Source organism: Prescottella equi (assembly GCF_002094305.1).
GTDB classification, from domain to species: domain Bacteria; phylum Actinomycetota; class Actinomycetes; order Mycobacteriales; family Mycobacteriaceae; genus Prescottella; species Prescottella equi.
The window spans coordinates 26327-42568 of the sequence record NZ_LWTX01000006.1; the positions used below are offsets into that span (position 1 = coordinate 26327).

15 protein-coding genes are annotated in these 16242 nt (G+C 68.6%); 11 read left to right on the top strand and 4 right to left on the bottom strand.

Annotated elements, in window-relative coordinates; all coding sequences use genetic code 11:
* Window positions 1–2 precede the first annotated feature (2 nt).
* The 10 genes from A6I89_RS15705 (at window position 3) to A6I89_RS15755 (ending at window position 10512) form a co-directional block, all read left to right on the top strand.
* Window positions 3–296, top strand: a complete 294-nt coding sequence (locus A6I89_RS15705; RefSeq protein WP_022597766.1) for a hypothetical protein — start codon at window positions 3–5, stop codon at window positions 294–296.
* Entirely contained in the window at window positions 293–1558 is a 1266-nt protein-coding gene (locus A6I89_RS15710; protein ID WP_022597768.1) for a helix-turn-helix transcriptional regulator, read from the top strand. Before A6I89_RS15705 ends, A6I89_RS15710 begins: the two co-directional genes overlap by 4 nt.
* A 134-nt stretch (window positions 1559–1692) precedes the next feature.
* Window positions 1693–2781, top strand: a complete 1089-nt coding sequence (locus tag A6I89_RS15715; RefSeq protein ID WP_022597770.1) for an S-(hydroxymethyl)mycothiol dehydrogenase — start codon at window positions 1693–1695, stop codon at window positions 2779–2781.
* Window positions 2778–3410 (top strand): MBL fold metallo-hydrolase, encoded by a 633-nt coding sequence (locus A6I89_RS15720; RefSeq protein ID WP_022597772.1) that lies wholly within the window; start codon window positions 2778–2780, stop codon window positions 3408–3410. Before A6I89_RS15715 ends, A6I89_RS15720 begins: the two co-directional genes overlap by 4 nt.
* Window positions 3411–3993: 583 nt before the next feature.
* Complete coding sequence (gene glnT / locus A6I89_RS15730; protein WP_022597775.1) at window positions 3994–5358, top strand: type III glutamate--ammonia ligase; 1365 nt, start codon at window positions 3994–3996, stop codon at window positions 5356–5358.
* Between the two features lie 29 nt (window positions 5359–5387).
* A complete protein-coding gene (locus A6I89_RS15735; RefSeq protein WP_013417125.1) occupies window positions 5388–6284 on the top strand; it encodes a class II glutamine amidotransferase in 897 nt (298 codons plus the stop codon).
* Window positions 6272–6970 carry a GltB/FmdC/FwdC-like GXGXG domain-containing protein gene (locus tag A6I89_RS15740; protein WP_005517790.1) on the top strand — a complete coding sequence of 233 codons (699 nt, stop codon included), beginning with the start codon at window positions 6272–6274 and terminating at the stop codon, window positions 6968–6970. The genes A6I89_RS15735 and A6I89_RS15740 overlap by 13 nt, the downstream gene beginning before the upstream one ends.
* Window positions 6971–6994: 24 nt before the next feature.
* Window positions 6995–8320, top strand: coding sequence for an FMN-binding glutamate synthase family protein (locus tag A6I89_RS15745; protein WP_022597778.1), 1326 nt, complete (start codon window positions 6995–6997; stop codon window positions 8318–8320).
* Window positions 8321–8721: 401 nt separating this feature from the next.
* Window positions 8722–9369: a helix-turn-helix domain-containing protein gene (locus A6I89_RS15750; RefSeq protein WP_005517788.1), complete on the top strand. Its 648-nt coding sequence runs from the start codon at window positions 8722–8724 to the stop codon at window positions 9367–9369.
* A gap of 111 nt (window positions 9370–9480) precedes the next feature.
* Window positions 9481–10512, top strand: coding sequence for an iron-siderophore ABC transporter substrate-binding protein (locus tag A6I89_RS15755; protein ID WP_022597782.1), 1032 nt, complete (start codon window positions 9481–9483; stop codon window positions 10510–10512).
* On the opposite strand, the gene A6I89_RS15760 is transcribed toward A6I89_RS15755, so the two are convergent.
* Both A6I89_RS15760 and A6I89_RS15765 read right to left on the bottom strand, forming a co-directional pair.
* Window positions 10513–11055: a GbsR/MarR family transcriptional regulator gene (locus A6I89_RS15760; RefSeq protein ID WP_013417130.1), complete on the bottom strand. Its 543-nt coding sequence runs from the start codon at window positions 11053–11055 to the stop codon at window positions 10513–10515.
* Window positions 11056–11191: 136 nt separating this feature from the next.
* Complete coding sequence (locus tag A6I89_RS15765; protein ID WP_022597784.1) at window positions 11192–12556, bottom strand: ammonium transporter; 1365 nt, start codon at window positions 12554–12556, stop codon at window positions 11192–11194.
* Window positions 12557–12749: 193 nt separating this feature from the next.
* Between A6I89_RS15765 and A6I89_RS15770 the strand changes: the two genes are divergently transcribed.
* Window positions 12750–13952, top strand: a complete 1203-nt coding sequence (locus A6I89_RS15770) for an NAD(P)/FAD-dependent oxidoreductase (RefSeq protein ID WP_022597786.1) — start codon at window positions 12750–12752, stop codon at window positions 13950–13952.
* Window positions 13953–13965: 13 nt separating this feature from the next.
* Here the strand turns inward: A6I89_RS15770 and A6I89_RS15775 are convergent, their stop codons facing one another.
* Both A6I89_RS15775 and A6I89_RS15780 read right to left on the bottom strand, forming a co-directional pair.
* Complete coding sequence (locus tag A6I89_RS15775; RefSeq protein WP_013417133.1) at window positions 13966–14577, bottom strand: CG0192-related protein; 612 nt, start codon at window positions 14575–14577, stop codon at window positions 13966–13968.
* A gap of 109 nt (window positions 14578–14686) precedes the next feature.
* On the bottom strand, window positions 14687–15976 hold the full coding sequence (locus A6I89_RS15780; RefSeq protein ID WP_005517780.1) for an adenylosuccinate synthase: 1290 nt from the start codon (window positions 15974–15976) through the stop codon (window positions 14687–14689).
* Window positions 15977–16242: the final 266 nt, after the last annotated feature.

The following is a 16242-nucleotide window of genomic DNA, read 5'->3' on the forward strand; positions in this document are numbered from 1 at the left end:
ACATGAGCACCCTGATCACCTTCCTTGCCATCGCCGCTCTCGCCGCTTTCGTCTACCGCTACATGCCGAAGGAACGGCAGGGATCGCCGTTTCACCTCGAACAATTCCGGCCTGCAGCACCTTTGGCGGGAATCTTCGACGACGGCGCCTCCCCGGCCACAGCGGAGCGGCGCGCCGAGGCGGATTCGGCCCGACCGGGGGCCGAGCAGTCCAGCAACCGCGCACTGGACTGCTCGGGCTCGGACCGTGCGCCCCAGGATCCGGCGGACACCGGGAGCGATATCGTGGCGACGTGAGCGAGACCGGAACGGACGCGGTACTGGACGGTCTGCGTGACGTCCTGGTCGGCCGCCTCTCCGACATCGGACGCCGGTTCTCGGCCGTGCTGGCCGACGCCGTGCCGCACACCGCGCTGGTGATCTTCACTCGCGAATGCACGGGCCGTCCCCGCAAGGTCGCCGGCGATCCCGCGATCGTCGACCGGGTGACGATCGCCGAATTGGATTCCCTGCGAGCAGATCTCGATCACGGCCGGACGTTCCGCGGTCGCGCCGAGATCGCGGGACGTCCGCGCGAGGTGTACGCGATCCTCGACCGCACCGACACCCTGCTCGTGATCGTCCCGTCGGGCACGCTGTCACGGACCGCACCGCTCGAGTCCGTCCGGTCGATGTTCGGCATCGTCGCCACCGGCATCCAGTTGCAGGTGCAGGGCGCGAGCCCCGCGTATCTCGCGGAATCCCGCGCCGCTTCGGCCGAACGCGCCCGCACCGTCGCCGAACTCACCGAGGTGCATGCCACGACGCTCGAGACGCTGCTGGCGACGCTGCGGTCCGGCGACCTCGACGACACCCGGGCCCGGGCCGCGGCACGGGAGGCGGCGTCGGGCGCGCTCATCCGGTTGCGGACGACGGTCGACACGCATCGCGAGTTGGCCGAGGAATCCGTCGTCACCGCCTTCGCCCGTCTGCGCGGCGAACTCCGCGGACTGCTCCGGCACCGGGACCTCGAACTGGATCTCGTCGAGCCCGCGGTCGACGGCCGCGCCGTGCCCGGCGAGGTGGCGCACGGCGCCCGCGCGGTGGTGCGGGGCGCCGTCCTGTCGCTGTCCACGCAGACCGGACTCAGCCGGATCCGTGTGGCCTGGACCTGCTCGGAATCCGAACTGGTGGTGGACATCCGCGACGACGGGCGCGGACTGGCCGACACCACGGACCTCGAGCGTCAACTCCGTCCGCGGGTGGAGACCCTCGACGGCACACTGACGACCGAGTCGACGTCGGGCTGGGGTTCACGGGTCGTCGCGACCCTGCCGCTGCGCACCCGGACCACCGCGCCTCCGACGCACCACGCCCTCACCGACCTGGGCCCGCGAGAACTCGAGGTGCTCGGGCATCTGGTCGCCGGCCGGCGCAACCGGGCCATCGCCGAACGCCTCGGGGTCAGCGAGAGCACCGTGAAGTTCCACGTCGCCGGTGTTCTGCGCAAACTCGACGTCGCCACGCGCGCCGAGGCGGCCGCCCTGGCCGGCGAGGCCGGCATCCGGCCCGTCCCCTGACCGTTCGGCCAGGTCCACCTCCCCGATCGACCAGTCCCGGTACCGCCCGCCGGTGACTAGCCTCGTAGTCGGATGCGCACGCCAGCATGGGTGTGCCCGCGCGTTCACGTCGACCGAATTGGAGTGGAGAAACCATGCCGCAGCAGGTACGGGGCGTCATCGCCCGCTCGAAGGACGCCCCCGTCGAACTGGTGACCATCAACATCCCCGACCCCGGGCCGGGCGAGGCCGTCGTCGCGATCGCGGCGTGCGGCGTCTGCCACACCGACCTGACCTACCGTGACGGCGGCATCAACGACGAGTTCCCGTTCCTCCTGGGGCACGAGGCCGCGGGCATCGTCGAGGCCGTCGGTGAGGGCGTCGACACCGTCGAGGTCGGCGATTTCGTCGTCCTCAACTGGCGCGCGGTGTGCGGAAAGTGTCGCGCCTGCAAGCGTGGTCGTCCGCAGTACTGCTTCGACACCCACAACGCGAAGCAGAAAATGACGCTCGAGGACGGCACCGAACTGACCCCGGCACTGGGCATCGGCGCGTTCGCCGACAAGACCCTCGTCGCGGCCGGCCAGTGCACCAAGGTCGACCCCACCGCCGATCCGGCGGTCGTCGGACTGCTCGGCTGCGGCGTCATGGCCGGCATGGGTGCCGCGATGAACACCGGCAACGTCACCCGCGGCGACTCCGTCGCGGTCATCGGCTGCGGCGGCGTCGGTGACGCCGCCGTCATGGGCTCGCGCCTGGCCGGCGCCAACAAGATCGTCGCGATCGATCGGGACCCGAAGAAACTCGAGTGGGCCGTCGAGCTCGGCGCCACCCACACCATCGACGCGTCGAAGGTCGACGACGTGGTCGAGGCGATCCAGGACCTCACCGACGGCTTCGGCACCGACGTCGTGATCGACGCGGTGGGCCGCCCGGAAACCTGGAAGCAGGCGTTCTACGCCCGCGACCTGGCCGGCACCGTCGTCCTCGTGGGCGTCCCCACCCCGGACATGACCCTCGAGATGCCGCTGGTCGACTTCTTCTCGCGCGGCGGCTCGCTCAAGTCGTCGTGGTACGGCGACTGCCTGCCCGAGCGCGACTTCCCGATGCTCGTCGACCTGTACCAGCAGGGTCGGCTGCCGCTCGAGAAGTTCGTGACCGAGCGGATCAAGCTCGAGGACGTCGAGCAGGCCTTCGAGACCATGCACCGCGGCGAGGTGCTGCGCTCGGTGGTGGTCCTGTGAGCGGGGTCCTCAGGGTCGACCGCGTCGTCACGGCGGGCACGTTCGAGCTCGACGGCGGCAGCTGGGACGTCGACAACAACATCTGGCTCGTCGGCGACGACGACGAGGTACTGGTGATCGACGCCGCGCACACCGCGCAGCCGATCATCGACGCCGTCGGCGGCCGCAAGGTGGTCGGCATCGTGTGCACGCACGGGCACAACGACCACGTCACCGTCGCCCCGGAGCTGTCCAAGAAGCTCGATGCGCCGATCTACCTGAACCCGGCCGACGACGTGCTGTGGCAGATGACCCATCCGGGTGTCCGCCACCTCGCGCTCGAGGACGGTCAGCGGATCGCGGTGGCGGGCACGGATATCCAGGCCATCCACACCCCGGGCCACTCCCCCGGCTCGACGTGCCTGTACCTGCCGGAGGCGGGAGAGCTGTTCTCCGGCGACACCCTGTTCTCGGGTGGACCCGGCGCCACCGGACGCTCGTTCTCGGACTTCCCGACGATCATCGGCTCGATCCGCGACAAGCTGTTCGCACTACCCGCGGAAACCCGCGTCCACACCGGTCACGGCGACGACACCGCCCTGGGCACCGAGGCACCGCACCTCGAGGAGTGGATCGCCCGCGGTCACTGACCGCCCCCCCGACAGCTGAAGGGTCCCTTCATGCGCTCGCAGCGTATGAAGGGACCCTTCAGCTTGCACGTGCGCCAGCGCTCCCGCCTCCACGGCGAACGCCTGCGCCTGCAGCACCGTCACCGCGTCCCCGACGAGGGCGAGTCGCCAGCCGACGCGGGCGGCGACGAGTTCACGCGAGAGCACCGCCTCCACACCCGCCGTCCAGCCCGGCGACATGAGTAACCAGCTGACCCTGCGCCCTGACCGCCCTGCAACCAGCGCCCGCGCCCGCGGTTCGGCGGCGCCGCGAACGACCGCAGGCCGACGTGGAACGCAGCGTTCGATCGGGGGTCCTGCAGCGGATCCGCGACCCGGTCGGGAAGTTGATCGCATCTCCGACGATTACACGAGCACTTGAACCTTGTGACCGAATCCTCCTCGTGCCCAGCAATTCCCAGGACGTTCGCGAGCGGACTCACCCCGCCGGAAGGCGTCACCACATTCTCACCCGCCCGTAACGCATCCGTCACGGACGCTATGTTTCATGACATGCAACAGTGATTCACTCAATGAAACACAGTCGGACCACCGAGGAGTTCACATGGCGCTCGACCCCGCAGATCTGACCGTGATGTGCCTACCCGAGGCCGGCGCGCCGGATCGCCCGGATCTCGCGACCCTCGCCCGGACCACCGACACCCGTTTCGTCCTGGCGGTGTTCACCAACCTGGCCGGCAAGCCGTGCGCCAAGCTGGTGCCCGTCGAGGCGGTGGAGGAACTGCAGGAGGACGGCGTCGGCTTCGCCGGCTACGCCGCCGGAGCGATGGGTCAGGTGCCCGCGGATCCCGATCTCGTCGCCGTCCCCGACGCCGCGTCGTTCACCCCGATCCCGTTCGTGCGCCCCGGCCTCGCGCTGGTGCACTGCGACCCGCACGTGCAGGGCGAGCCGTGGCCCTTCGCCCCGCGCGTGATCCTGAAGAAGGTGCTGGGACAGGCCGGCGACCTCGGCCTCGAGGTCAACGTCGGCACCGAGATCGAGTACTTCCTCGTCGACCGCGACGGGGACGGTGGTTTGCGCACCGCCGATGCCCTCGACACCTCCCGGCGCCCCTGCTACGACGCTCGCGACGTCACCCGCATGTACGAGCACCTCACCGCGATCTCGGCCGCGATGAACCAGTTGGGTTGGGGCAACTACGCCAACGACCACGAGGACGGCAACGGTCAGTTCGAGCAGAACTTCCAGTACGCCGACGCCCTCACCACCGCCGACCGCGTCGTCACGTTGCGCTATCTCATCTCCGTACTCGCCGAACAGCGCGGTATGACGGCGACGTTCATGCCCAAGCCCTTCGCCGACCGGACCGGCAGCGGCATGCACATGCACCTGTCGCTGTGGCGAGACGGCGCACCGGTCTTCCCCGACCACACGGACCCGCGCGGACTGGGTCTCTCGCCCACCGCTTACGCGTTCATCGGCGGCATCCTCGAGCATGCCGGCGGATTGCAGGGTGTGCTCGCCCCGACGGTCAACTCCTACAAACGAACCGGGGCCACCTCGACGAGCAGCGGTGCGACGTGGTCGCCGCGAAGGCCGACGTACGGCGGCAACGACCGCACCCACTACCTGCGGGTGCCGGACGCCAGCCGCGTCGAGTTGCGCGGCGGCGACGGTTCCGCCAACCCGTATCTCGCGTCGGCGGTGACCGTCGCGGCCGGGCTGGACGGCATCCGCCGCGGCACCGACCCCGGCGAACCCGGCGGTGGCATCTGCCCCGACGACCTGCCGATGACCCTGCTGCACGCGATGGATGCGCTCGGGAAGGACGCCGTGGTCACCGGCGCCCTCGACGCCGCGGGTCCCGGCGTGGCCGACTACTTCACCGCCCTCAAGCGGGACGAGTTCTTCGAATGGCACAGCACGGTCACACCGTGGGAGGTCGACAGCTACCTCACCGCATTCTGACCGCCACCGCGAACAAAGGGAGACAACACATGTGCGGAATCGTCGGGCTTCATCTCCGGGAGCCCTCACTGTATCCGCGGCTCGGTGAACTACTCACCGGGATGCTCGGCCAGATGGTCGACCGCGGACCGGACTCTGCGGGGATGGCCATCTACGGCGACCCGGTCTGGTCACCGGCCGGGCACGCGACGGTGTCGCTGCTCGGCGCCGACGCCACCGCGCAGTCGTTGGCCGCCGCAGTCGGGAGCACACTGGGCGTCGTCGTCACCGGCGTCGACATCGGCCCGAACACGTTGCTGCACGCACCTGTTCCGGCGTCGGCGCTCGCCGACGCCGCACTCGGCGAAGCGCCCGGTGCGATCCTCATCGGATTCGGCGACGACGTCACGGTACTCAAGGGCATGGGCGACCCGGTGGACCTCGCACACCGATTCGGGCTGCCCGCCGCGTCGGGCCGGCAGGGCGTCGCGCACACGCGCATGGCCACCGAATCCGCCGTCACCGCAGCGGGTTCGCATCCGTTCGCCGTCGGACCGGACCAGTGTCTGGTGCACAACGGATCGTTCTCGAATCACCTGAGCGTCAAACGTGAACTCGAGGCCGAGGGCGTCGCGTTCGACAGTGAGAACGACACCGAGGTGGGCGCACGCTTCGTCGCGAAGCAGCTCGCGGAGGGTGTCGACCTGGAGAAGGCCCTGCGTCTGCTCGGCGAGCGGTTCGACGGCTTCTACACGCTGCTCGTGTCCACGCGGGACTCGTTCGCGGTGGTGCGCGACCCCATCGCGTGCAAGCCCGCGATCATCGCCGAGCACACCGGCTACGTCGCGATGGCGTCCGAGTACCGCGCGCTGGCCGGCCTGCCCGGCATCGAGAGCGCCCGCATCTTCGAACCCGAACCGGAAGAGGTTTACGTATGGCACCGCTGACCGCCACCCCGACCACCACGTACGACGTCTCCGACGTCGGGACCCGCGGGCTCAACGCCGCACTGCAGTCCACCGCGGCGCCGGCAACGGTGACGGTGGTGGAACCGGCCGGTGCGCATGCCCTCGCGTGCGGCCTGGACGCCCCGATCGACGTACGCATCGACGGGCACGTCGGCTACTACGCGGCCGGCATGAACCAGCGTGCGACCGTGACGATCGACGGCAATGCCGGTGTCGGCGTGGCCGAGAACATGATGTCGGGCACCGTCCGCGTCACCGGCGACGCATCGCAGTCGGCGGGCGCGACCGCGCACGGCGGCCTGCTCGTGATCGAGGGCAATGCCGCAGCGCGCTGCGGCATCTCGATGAAGGGCGTCGACATCGTCGTCGGCGGCAGCATCGGCCACATGAGCGCGTTCATGGGCCAGGCCGGACGGCTCGTCGTGCTCGGCGACGCCGGTGAGGCGCTGGGTGATTCGCTGTACGAGACCCGTATCTACGTGCGCGGAACCGTTGCCTCCCTCGGGGCCGACTGCATCGTGAAGGAGATGCGCGACGAACACCGGGCCGAACTTCGGGAACTGCTCGACGCCGCGGGTTTCGACGCCGACCCCACCGAGTTCACCCGTTACGGCTCGGCCCGCAGGCTCTACAACTTCCACGTCGACAACACCTCGTCCTACTGACGCGCGCCATTTCCAGGAGGCCCCATGACCACGCACACCCCCGGGCTGCGCGAATCCGCGACGTTCGACCGCGACGTCATCCACGAGATCCAGCGCGCCGCCGAGACCGGCATCTACGACATCCGAGGATGGGGCGCCAAACGAAAGCTCCCACACTTCGACGACCTGTTGTTCCTGGGCGCATCGATGTCCCGCTACCCACTCGAGGGTTATCGCGAGCGTTGTGACACCGACGTCGTGCTCGGTGACCGCCACGCGAAGTACCCACTGCACCTCGATATTCCGATCACCATCGCGGGCATGAGCTTCGGCGCGCTGTCCGGTCGGGCGAAGGAGGCCCTGGGCCGCGGCGCGAGCGAGGTGGGCACCTCCACCACGACCGGGGACGGCGGCATGACGACCGAGGAGCGCGGGCAGTCCAAGCACCTCGTCTACCAGTATCTGCCGTCGCGGTACGGCATGAACCCCGACGACCTGCGCAAGGCCGATGCGATCGAGATCGTGCTGGGCCAGGGCGCCAAGCCCGGCGGTGGCGGAATGCTGCTGGGCCAGAAGATCACCGACCGTGTCGCCGGGATGCGCACGTTGCCCGTGGGCGTCGACCAGCGCAGCGCGTGCCGACACCCGGACTGGACCGGCCCGGACGACCTCGCCATCAAGATCATCGAACTGCGGGAGATCACCGGGTGGGAGAAGCCGATCTACGTGAAGGTGGGCGCCACCCGCACGTACTACGACGTCAAGCTCGCCGTGAAGGCCGGAGCCGACGTGATCGTCGTCGACGGCATGCAGGGAGGCACCGCCGCGACGCAGGACGTGTTCATCGAGCACGTGGGCATCCCCACGCTCGCCGCGATCCCGCAGGCCGCGCAGGCGCTGCAGGAGTTGGGTGTGCACCGGACACCGGGCGGGGTGCAACTCGTCGTGTCGGGCGGCATCCGCTCGGGCGCCGACGTCGCGAAGGCCATGGCTCTGGGCGCGGATGCCGTCGCGATCGGCACCGCAGCGCTGATCGCGTTGGGCGACAACCATCCCCGCTTCCAGCAGCAGTACGAGGCGCTCGGCTCGGCGGCCGGCTTCTACGACGATTTCCAGGCCGGACTCGACCCCGCAGGCATCACGACACAGGATCCGGAACTGCAGAAGAACCTCGACCCGGTCGACGGCGGACGCCGCCTCGCGAACTACCTGCGCGTGCTGACGATGGAGGCACAGACCCTCGCCCGCGCGTGCGGCAAGTCCCACCTGCGCAACCTCGAACCACAGGACCTCGTCGCACTCACCGTCGAGGCGTCGGCGATGGCGCAGGTGCCGCTCGCGGGCACGAACTGGATTCCCGGCCGAATCTGATGCGGGACAGGGCGAGGCCGGGCCCCGCGTCGCGGGGACCCGGCCTTCGTACCCGGCGGCCGGTCAGGCCTGCGGGTCCGTGGGCGGGGTCTGCCCCTCACCCGACGATCCGAGGAACGCCAGCAGCTTGTTGATGATGCCGAGGAAGCCATCGAGTTCGGCCGACATGTTTTCTCCAATCTGTGTGGTGTTCAATGCATGTACCCCACGAAGGGGCACATCGATCTTGTACCCGGAGGCGGTGAAGATCTAAACCCCCCATCTCCACAAAAACTTTCGTGTTCCACGCAGGCCCAGGTGAGAGCGATGCCGAAGCCCGAGCGGCGGCCGGGGACACGCCCGGGAGCCCCCACCCTCCGGGTCGGGTCCACTGCCAGTGGACCGAACGCTACTGTGAGGCAATGAGCCCGTCCAAGCGCCCCGTCCACCACGACACCGCGCAACGCGAAGTGCCCGCCGACACCCCCACCGGCGTCGACCTCGAGCGCGTCATCGCGACCCAGGTCCGCAAACTCCGCCTGGCGAGCGGACTCTCGGTGGGCGACATGGCCGCGAAGGTCGGCATCTCCAAGGCGATGCTGTCCAAGATCGAGAACGCGCAGACGTCGTGCAGCCTGTCCACCCTCGCGCGCCTCGCTGCCGGCCTCGACGTGCCGGTGACGTCACTGTTCCGCGGTGCCGATTCCACGCGCGACGCCGTGTTCGTCGAGGCCGGCAGCGGCGCGGTGATCGTCGGACGCGGCACCCGCGTCGGCCACCACTACGAGCTGCTCGGCGCGCTGCGGGGACAGCACAAGCGGCTCGAACCGGTGCTCGTCACCCTCACCGACGCGAGTGAGGTGTTCCCGCTCTTCCAGCATCCGGGCACCGAGCTGATCTACATGCTCGAGGGCGAGATGGTCTACGGCCACGGCGAGAGCGAGTACCGACTGAAGCCCGGAGACTCGCTGCTTCTCGACGGTGAGGGCCTGCACGGGCCCAACGATCTGGTGCAGTTGCCGATCCGCTTCCTTGCGGTGACCGCCTATCCGGACAACCATCAGGAGTGAGGGGTTGCCTCCGGATCCACGGACGCAACCCGAACTTTCATTTGAGTTGAAATTTCATAGAAGGTAAGCCTATGCTCACCGCGCATCGTCGCCGTGTGGAAAGGCCCCTCCATGAGATCTGCTCGATCACGAACCGCTCGCCGGTCCGTCCTGCTGTCCGGCCTGGTAGCCGCGGCTCTCGTCGTCGCCGGCTGCGGTTCGAGCGAACCCTCCACGGAGTCCGCCGACAGCGACTTCGAAACCGTGACGATCGAGCACGCCCTCGGCACGGCCGTCATCACCGCCGAACCCGAACGCATCGTCACGCTGGGCCAGGGCTCCGCGGAGACCGCGATCGCCCTCGGCACCGTGCCGGTGGGCATCGAGGCCTACGAATGGGGCAGCGACGAGACCGGATACCTGCCGTGGATCCACGACGCGATCACCGACCGAGGCGCGCAATTGCCCGTGCAGTTCACCGGCGGCAGCGAGATCGACATCGAGGCCGTCGCAAAGCTCGACCCGGACCTCATCCTGGCACCGTGGTCGGGTGTCACCCAGCAGCAGTACGACGCCCTGAGTGCCCTGGCCCCCACCGTCGCGTACGCCGAGAAGGCGTGGACGACCACATGGGAGGACCAGATCAGGGTGATCGGGAAGGCGATGGGCAAGGCCCCCGAGGCCGATCAGGAGATCGCGAAGATCAAGGCGCAGTTCGCCGATGCCACGGCGGCACACCCCGAGTACGCGGACGTGTCGTTCTCGTTCGTCTACAACACCGGCCCCGGCACACTGGGCGTGTTCTTCCCGGACGAGCAGCGCGTAGCGATGGTGCGCGGCCTCGGATTGCAGGTCGACCCGATCGTGAACACCCTGCACGAGACCGAGGGCACCGACTCCGCGCTGATCGGTCTGGAGAACGCGCACCTGCTGAAGGACTCCGACCTGCTGTTCACGTTCTACTCCGACGACGCGAACCGCGCGGAGATCGAGGCTCAGCCCGTCTACCGTCAGATTCCCGCAATCGCACGCGGCTCGGTGGTGGCGCCCGAGGATCAGTCGTTCGTCACCGGGTCCTCGATGATCAATCCGCTGACCGTGCCGTGGTCGCTCGAGCGCTACGTCCCGATGATCGACGAGGCTGTCGCCCAGCTCGGCAACTGATCACTCGTCGTCTCCGCCGGATGCTCCGCCGGCGCGCGCCTGCCCGTCGCGTTCGGCCTTGAAGCGGTTCCACTCGCTGCGGAGCATCCGGTTGTCGATGATCCAGCCCATGTAGTCGCGCATGTTCAGCACCCGCTCGTACGCGGGCCCGTCGGGATCGGTGTGCGCGAGCGCCTCGGCCGCCAGCCGCCGCTGATTCTCCAGATACGCGTGCTCGTTCTCGAGAAAGCCACCCCACACATCCGAATCCATTGCGTAGTAGTGGGTTCGGTCGCGTGGTTTCCGGACCAGCTTGACGAATCCGCGGTCGATCAACCGGCGCACGTACGTCGACACCGAACCGCGGCTCGCACCCAGTTCGGTGGCCAGTTCCTCGGCCGTCACGCCGGGAGTGTCGTCGATGAGCAGGTACCCGGCGATCCGTCCCTCGATGCGCGAAGCGCCCGCCGACTGCCAGTAGTCGGCGAACCGCTCGACGAACCAGCGCGAGAAGTCCGCACCGGTCGCGGGGCCGCCGCCGTCGGTGTTCGTGCGCTCGCTCATGTACCGCCTCGAAATCCCGTCTCCCGAAACTCTTGCCGACGAACATTATGCCGACGGCAGAGCGGGCGACGCGACACGGCGACGCGGCCGCAGCCCGTCGGATGACGAACAGCGGCCGCGTGGACCGTTCGAGAATCTACGTGCGCTGCTCGGTGGTCGCGACGCGCGTCGCGAGCGCCTCGGCGGCGTCCGCGACGGCAACCGGATCCACCGGCCCCGAACCTGTCACCGTGACGGCCATCGTCTCGGTCACGTACGCGGTCTCGCCGTGCTCGGTGACGTCGAGACCCTCGTGCTCGTCCTCCGGGCGTACCCGCAGACCGATGGTGACCTGGATTGCCTTCGCGATGAGCCAGGTGACCGTGAACGAGTAGGCCAGCACCACGACGACCGCGAGCGCCTGCTTGCCCAGCAGCCCCAGGCCGCCGCCGTAGAACAGACCCGCGACACCGTTGGGGGCGTCCTCCGTCGCGAGCAGGCCGATCAGCAGCGTGCCCAGGATGCCGCCGACCAGGTGGATGCCGACTACGTCCAGGGCGTCGTCGTAGCCGAGACGGAACTTGAGCGACACCGCGAAGCAGCACAGCGCACCCGCGGCGGCGCCGATGACGAGCGCACCGATCGGCGACACCGCACCACACGCCGGCGTGATCGCGACCAACGCGGCGATGAGTCCGGACGCCGCGCCGAGCGAGGTCGGGCGTCCCTCCCGCACTCGCTCCACCAGCAGCCACCCGCAGATGCCGGCGCACGCAGCGGCCACGGTGTTGAGCACGACGACGGACGCGGCATTGTCGGCGGCGAGCGCGGAGCCGCCGTTGAAGCCGAACCAGCCGAACAGCAGGATGCCCGCACCCAGCAGCGTCAGAGGAAGGTTGTGCGGCCGAGGCATGTTCGGGAACGCGTGCCGCTTGCCGAGCACCAGGACCATCGCCAACGCGGCGATACCGGCGTTGATGTGGACGGCGGTGCCGCCCGCGAAGTCGATGGCTCCCAACTTGTTCGCGATCCAGCCGCCGACCACGCTGCCGTCGTCGGAGTCGAACGCGAACACCCAGTGGGCCACGGGGAAGTACACGAGCGTGACCCACAGGCCGGCGAAGAGCATCCACGCCCCGAACTTGATGCGGTCGGCCAGCGCACCCGAGATGAGCGCGACCGTGATGGCCGCGAACAACATCTGGAATCCCGCCACCAGCGCCGGCGGCAGGCCGGGCTCCGCGGACGGCTCGAGCAGTTGCCCGAGTCCGACGAACTCGAGCGGGTCGCCGAGAATACCCAAGCCGCCCAACGAGTTACCGAGAACCGTCGAGTAGCCGAACAGCACCCACAGCACACCGACGACGGCGAACGATCCGAACGTCATCATCATCATGTTGAGGGAGTTGCGGATGCTGACCATGCCGCCGTAGAACAGCGCGAGACCCGGGATCATCAACGCCACGAACGTGAATGCCGCCAATAACCATGCGGTGTCGGCGGCCGCGAGAGCCTGTTCCATATCTGCCCACCTTGCGTCGGCCCGTCTTACACGGGGAATCGAGGTCACCCGAGAGTGAACGGCGGCTGTAAGGCCTGCAAGTAGCTGCGGTGAACAGTGCGTAACGGGGTCCGCACAGGATCTGCGGGTTGCCATTGTTTCATTTCATGCAACACTGTCTCTCATCAAGAAACCCTGCGACTGGAGGTCTGAGATGACAGAAAAGGCGACGGAGCGCGCACGGATCGTGATCGTCGGAGGCGGGCTCGAGGGCCTGGCCATCGCGTGGCAACTCGCCGACCGCGGCGAGACCGACGTGCTCGTCCTCGAGCGGGACACCCTGTGCGGGGGCATGACGGGCAAGTCCAGCGGAATCGTGCGCTGCCACTACGGCGTTCCGTCGTTGGCCGCGATGGCGTGGTACGGCGTCGAGGTGTTCGGCCGGGCCGACGAGATCTTCGGCACCGACATCGGATTCCGACAGACCGGATACGTCGTCGGCGTGGGTGAGAACAACGTCGAACCCCTGCGCGCCAACATCGAGATGCACCGCACGCTCGGCGTTCCCGTCGACCTGGTCGACGCCGACGCGGTCCGCGCGCTGTGGCCCGGAATCCACCTCGACGACTTCGCGGGCTTCGCCTACGAGCCGCTCGGCGGTCACGGCGACGCCTACATGACCGGTATGGCGTACGGTGCCCGGGCCCGCGCACTCGGCGTACGGATTCGTCAGTCCACCAACGTTGTTCGCCTGATCTCCGACGACTTCGGAGCCGTCCGCGGCGTCCTGTGCGCCGACGGAACCGAGATTCTGTGCGATACCGTCGTACTCGCGACCGGGGTGTGGAGTCCTGCCCTCGCCGCAACCGCGGGCGTCCACCTGCCCATCCGGGCCCAGCGCGAGCAACTGGTGCTGGTGGATCAGGGTGCGCCCACCCCCGACGTCCCGACATTCTCGGATCTGGTGAACTTGCAGTACATTCGACGCGAACCCAACGGTCACCTACTGGTCGGCAACAGCGATCACTCGAATCCCGAGATCGCCGATCCGGACGCCTATCCCAACCGCGCTACCGAGGACTTCGTCGAGACCGCGATCGGCAGACTCGACCGCATCCTGCCCGACATGCCGGATCCGCGACTCGCGTCGTCGTACGCGGGCTGTTACGACATCACTCCCGACTACAACCCGATCATCGGGCCCTCGCCCGCCGCGGGCCTGTTCCTGGCCGTCGGCTTCAGCGGCCACGGCTTCAAGATCTCGCCGGCCGTGGGGCGTCTGGCGGCCGATCTACTGCTCGACGGGATCAGCAGCGACCCCGCCGTCGACGGGAACGACTTCCGCTACAGCCGCTTCGACGAGGGCAAACCACTCGCGAGCCTGCACCCGTACGCCGGGGCCGGCGAGATGCGCTGACCTCTCGGACGAATCAACGCAGCGTCGCGAGAACGCCTCGGCCACCGTCCCATTCGCCCAGCAGCGCGGGCCCGGTGGGCTCGCCGCCGACCGGCCGATGGTGCACGACCACGGTGGTCCCACCCGCCTCGATCACGGTGTCGGTGCCGTCCGCGGAGACCCGCACGTCGGACACGACGGGGACCGGGGCATCTGCGACGCCCGTCCCCCACGCGTGCGCGGAATTGTCGATCTTCCGGGGCTCGGCGTCGTCGACGTGCACGAACTGGTCCGCCTCGTGTCGGCCGCCGTGGACGGCATCGAGCAGTTGCTGCACGAACACCGGGTCGGTGGTCGCGTCGTAGACGTACCGGCGGCCGAGCACCGAGTGCTCCATCTCCCCGGCCGGGCGGGCGCCGGGCAGCGGCGCCGCGCGGTACGTCAACGGCACCTGCCAGAGCGTGCCGTCGGCGTCGCGCACCAGATGCACCTCGATGCCGACCTCGCCGTCCGGATCGTCGAACCGGTACGCGCCGATCGGCTCGATCGCCGGCGACGCACCGTCGTAGTACGGGGACGACGGGAGCCAGGCCGCGATCAGCTCCGGCTTGGTGGGTGACAGCTGTGCCGCGTAGAGGAGGGCCATGTCCCCGATGGTAACCGGCGTGCGCCTCCGCATCCCGAAACGCCGAATGTCACATGCGTTCAGTCGAACTGAACGCATGTGACATTCGGTCACACACGAGCGGGTGAGGTCAGGCCAGGATGTCGTGGCGGACGATGGTCTCGTCGCGGCCCGGGCCGACGCCGATGCACGAGATCCGCGCGCCCGACAGCTCCTCGAGCCGCAGCACGTAGTTCTGCGCGTTGACCGGCAGCTCCTCGAAGGTGCGGCAGTGCGAGATGTCCTCCCACCAGCCCGGCATCTCCTCGTAGATCGGCTTCGCGTGGTGGACGTCGGTCTGCGTCATCGGCATCTCGTCGACGCGCACGCCGTCCACGTCGTAGCCGACGCAGATCGGGATGGTGTCCAGGCTCGACAGCACGTCGAGCTTGGTGAGGAAGTAGTCGGTGATGCCGTTGACGCGGGTCGCGTAGCGGGCGATCACGGCGTCGAACCAGCCGGTGCGGCGGGCGCGGCCGGTGGTGACGCCCACCTCGCCGCCCTGCTTGGCCAGGTACTCGCCGTGGTTGTCGAACAGCTCCGTCGGGAACGGTCCCGAGCCGACACGCGTCGTGTACGCCTTGAGGATGCCGAGCACCGTCTCGATCTTGGTGGGGCCGATGCCCGAACCGACCGACGCGCCGCCCGACGTCGGGTTCGACGACGTCACGTACGGGTAGGTGCCGTGGTCGACGTCGAGCAGCGTGCCCTGCGAGCCCTCGAGCAGCACGGTCTCGCCGCGCTCGAGCGCCAGGTTGAGCTGCAGGCGGGTGTCGGCGATCCGGTGCTTGAAACCGGCGGCCTGCGTCAGCACCTCGTCGACCACCTGATGCGGGTCGAGAGCCTTGCGGTTGTAGATCTTGACGAGCACCTGGTTCTTGAACTCCAGGGCGGCCTCGACCTTCTGGGTGAGGATCTTCTCGTCCAGGACGTCGGCCACGCGGACACCGACACGCGCGATCTTGTCCTGGTAGCAGGGCCCGATACCGCGGCCCGTGGTGCCGATCTTCTTGGCGCCGAGGAAGCGCTCGGTGACCTTGTCGATGGCCACGTGGTACGGCATGATCAGGTGCGCATCGGCGCTGATCAGCAGCCCGCTGGTGTCGACGTTGCGCTCCTCGAGGCCCGCCAGCTCCTGCAGCAGCACACCCGGGTCCACCACGACGCCGTTGCCGATCACGTTGGTGACGCCCGGGGTGAGGATGCCCGACGGAATCAGATGCAGCGCGAACTTGTCGCCGTTCGGCAGCACCACGGTGTGTCCGGCATTGTTGCCGCCCTGGTACCGCACGACCCACTGCAGGCGTCCGCCCAGTAGATCGGTAGCTTTGCCCTTACCCTCGTCGCCCCACTGGGCACCGATGAGGACGATTGCCGGCATTTCGCTGTCTCCTACGGTCGACGTACAGCCATGTACGACTGCATGGTCCTGCCGTGCTGTAGGCAGTGGCCGGACGCACAGTCTAGCCGAGACCGACCGTCGTCCAGCCCCCGAGGTGTCCCGACGCGCACCGAAACCACTTCCGACCACCCAGACTGTTTGCAGCGGCCGCGTCGGTTCGGGTAGACATCGAAATGCCCTTGCGTGCGGTGGTCGCGTCGTGCTCGCCCACCCTCCGCAACGCCACGATCCGAACCGCCGCGTCG

Coding starts and splice junctions, on each gene's coding strand:
- A6I89_RS15755 (WP_022597782.1), top strand. CDS start 9,481: ATGAGATCTGCTCGATCACGAACCGCTCGCCGGTCCGTCCTGCTGTCC.
- A6I89_RS15765 (WP_022597784.1), bottom strand. CDS start 12,556: ATGGAACAGGCTCTCGCGGCCGCCGACACCGCATGGTTATTGGCGGCA.
- A6I89_RS15740 (WP_005517790.1), top strand. CDS start 6,272: ATGGCACCGCTGACCGCCACCCCGACCACCACGTACGACGTCTCCGAC.
- A6I89_RS15775 (WP_013417133.1), bottom strand. CDS start 14,577: ATGGCCCTCCTCTACGCGGCACAGCTGTCACCCACCAAGCCGGAGCTG.
- A6I89_RS15750 (WP_005517788.1), top strand. CDS start 8,722: ATGAGCCCGTCCAAGCGCCCCGTCCACCACGACACCGCGCAACGCGAA.
- A6I89_RS15735 (WP_013417125.1), top strand. CDS start 5,388: ATGTGCGGAATCGTCGGGCTTCATCTCCGGGAGCCCTCACTGTATCCG.
- A6I89_RS15770 (WP_022597786.1), top strand. CDS start 12,750: ATGACAGAAAAGGCGACGGAGCGCGCACGGATCGTGATCGTCGGAGGC.
- A6I89_RS15705 (WP_022597766.1), top strand. CDS start 3: ATGAGCACCCTGATCACCTTCCTTGCCATCGCCGCTCTCGCCGCTTTC.
- glnT (WP_022597775.1), top strand. CDS start 3,994: ATGGCGCTCGACCCCGCAGATCTGACCGTGATGTGCCTACCCGAGGCC.
- A6I89_RS15715 (WP_022597770.1), top strand. CDS start 1,693: ATGCCGCAGCAGGTACGGGGCGTCATCGCCCGCTCGAAGGACGCCCCC.
- A6I89_RS15780 (WP_005517780.1), bottom strand. CDS start 15,976: ATGCCGGCAATCGTCCTCATCGGTGCCCAGTGGGGCGACGAGGGTAAG.
- A6I89_RS15760 (WP_013417130.1), bottom strand. CDS start 11,055: ATGAGCGAGCGCACGAACACCGACGGCGGCGGCCCCGCGACCGGTGCG.
- A6I89_RS15745 (WP_022597778.1), top strand. CDS start 6,995: ATGACCACGCACACCCCCGGGCTGCGCGAATCCGCGACGTTCGACCGC.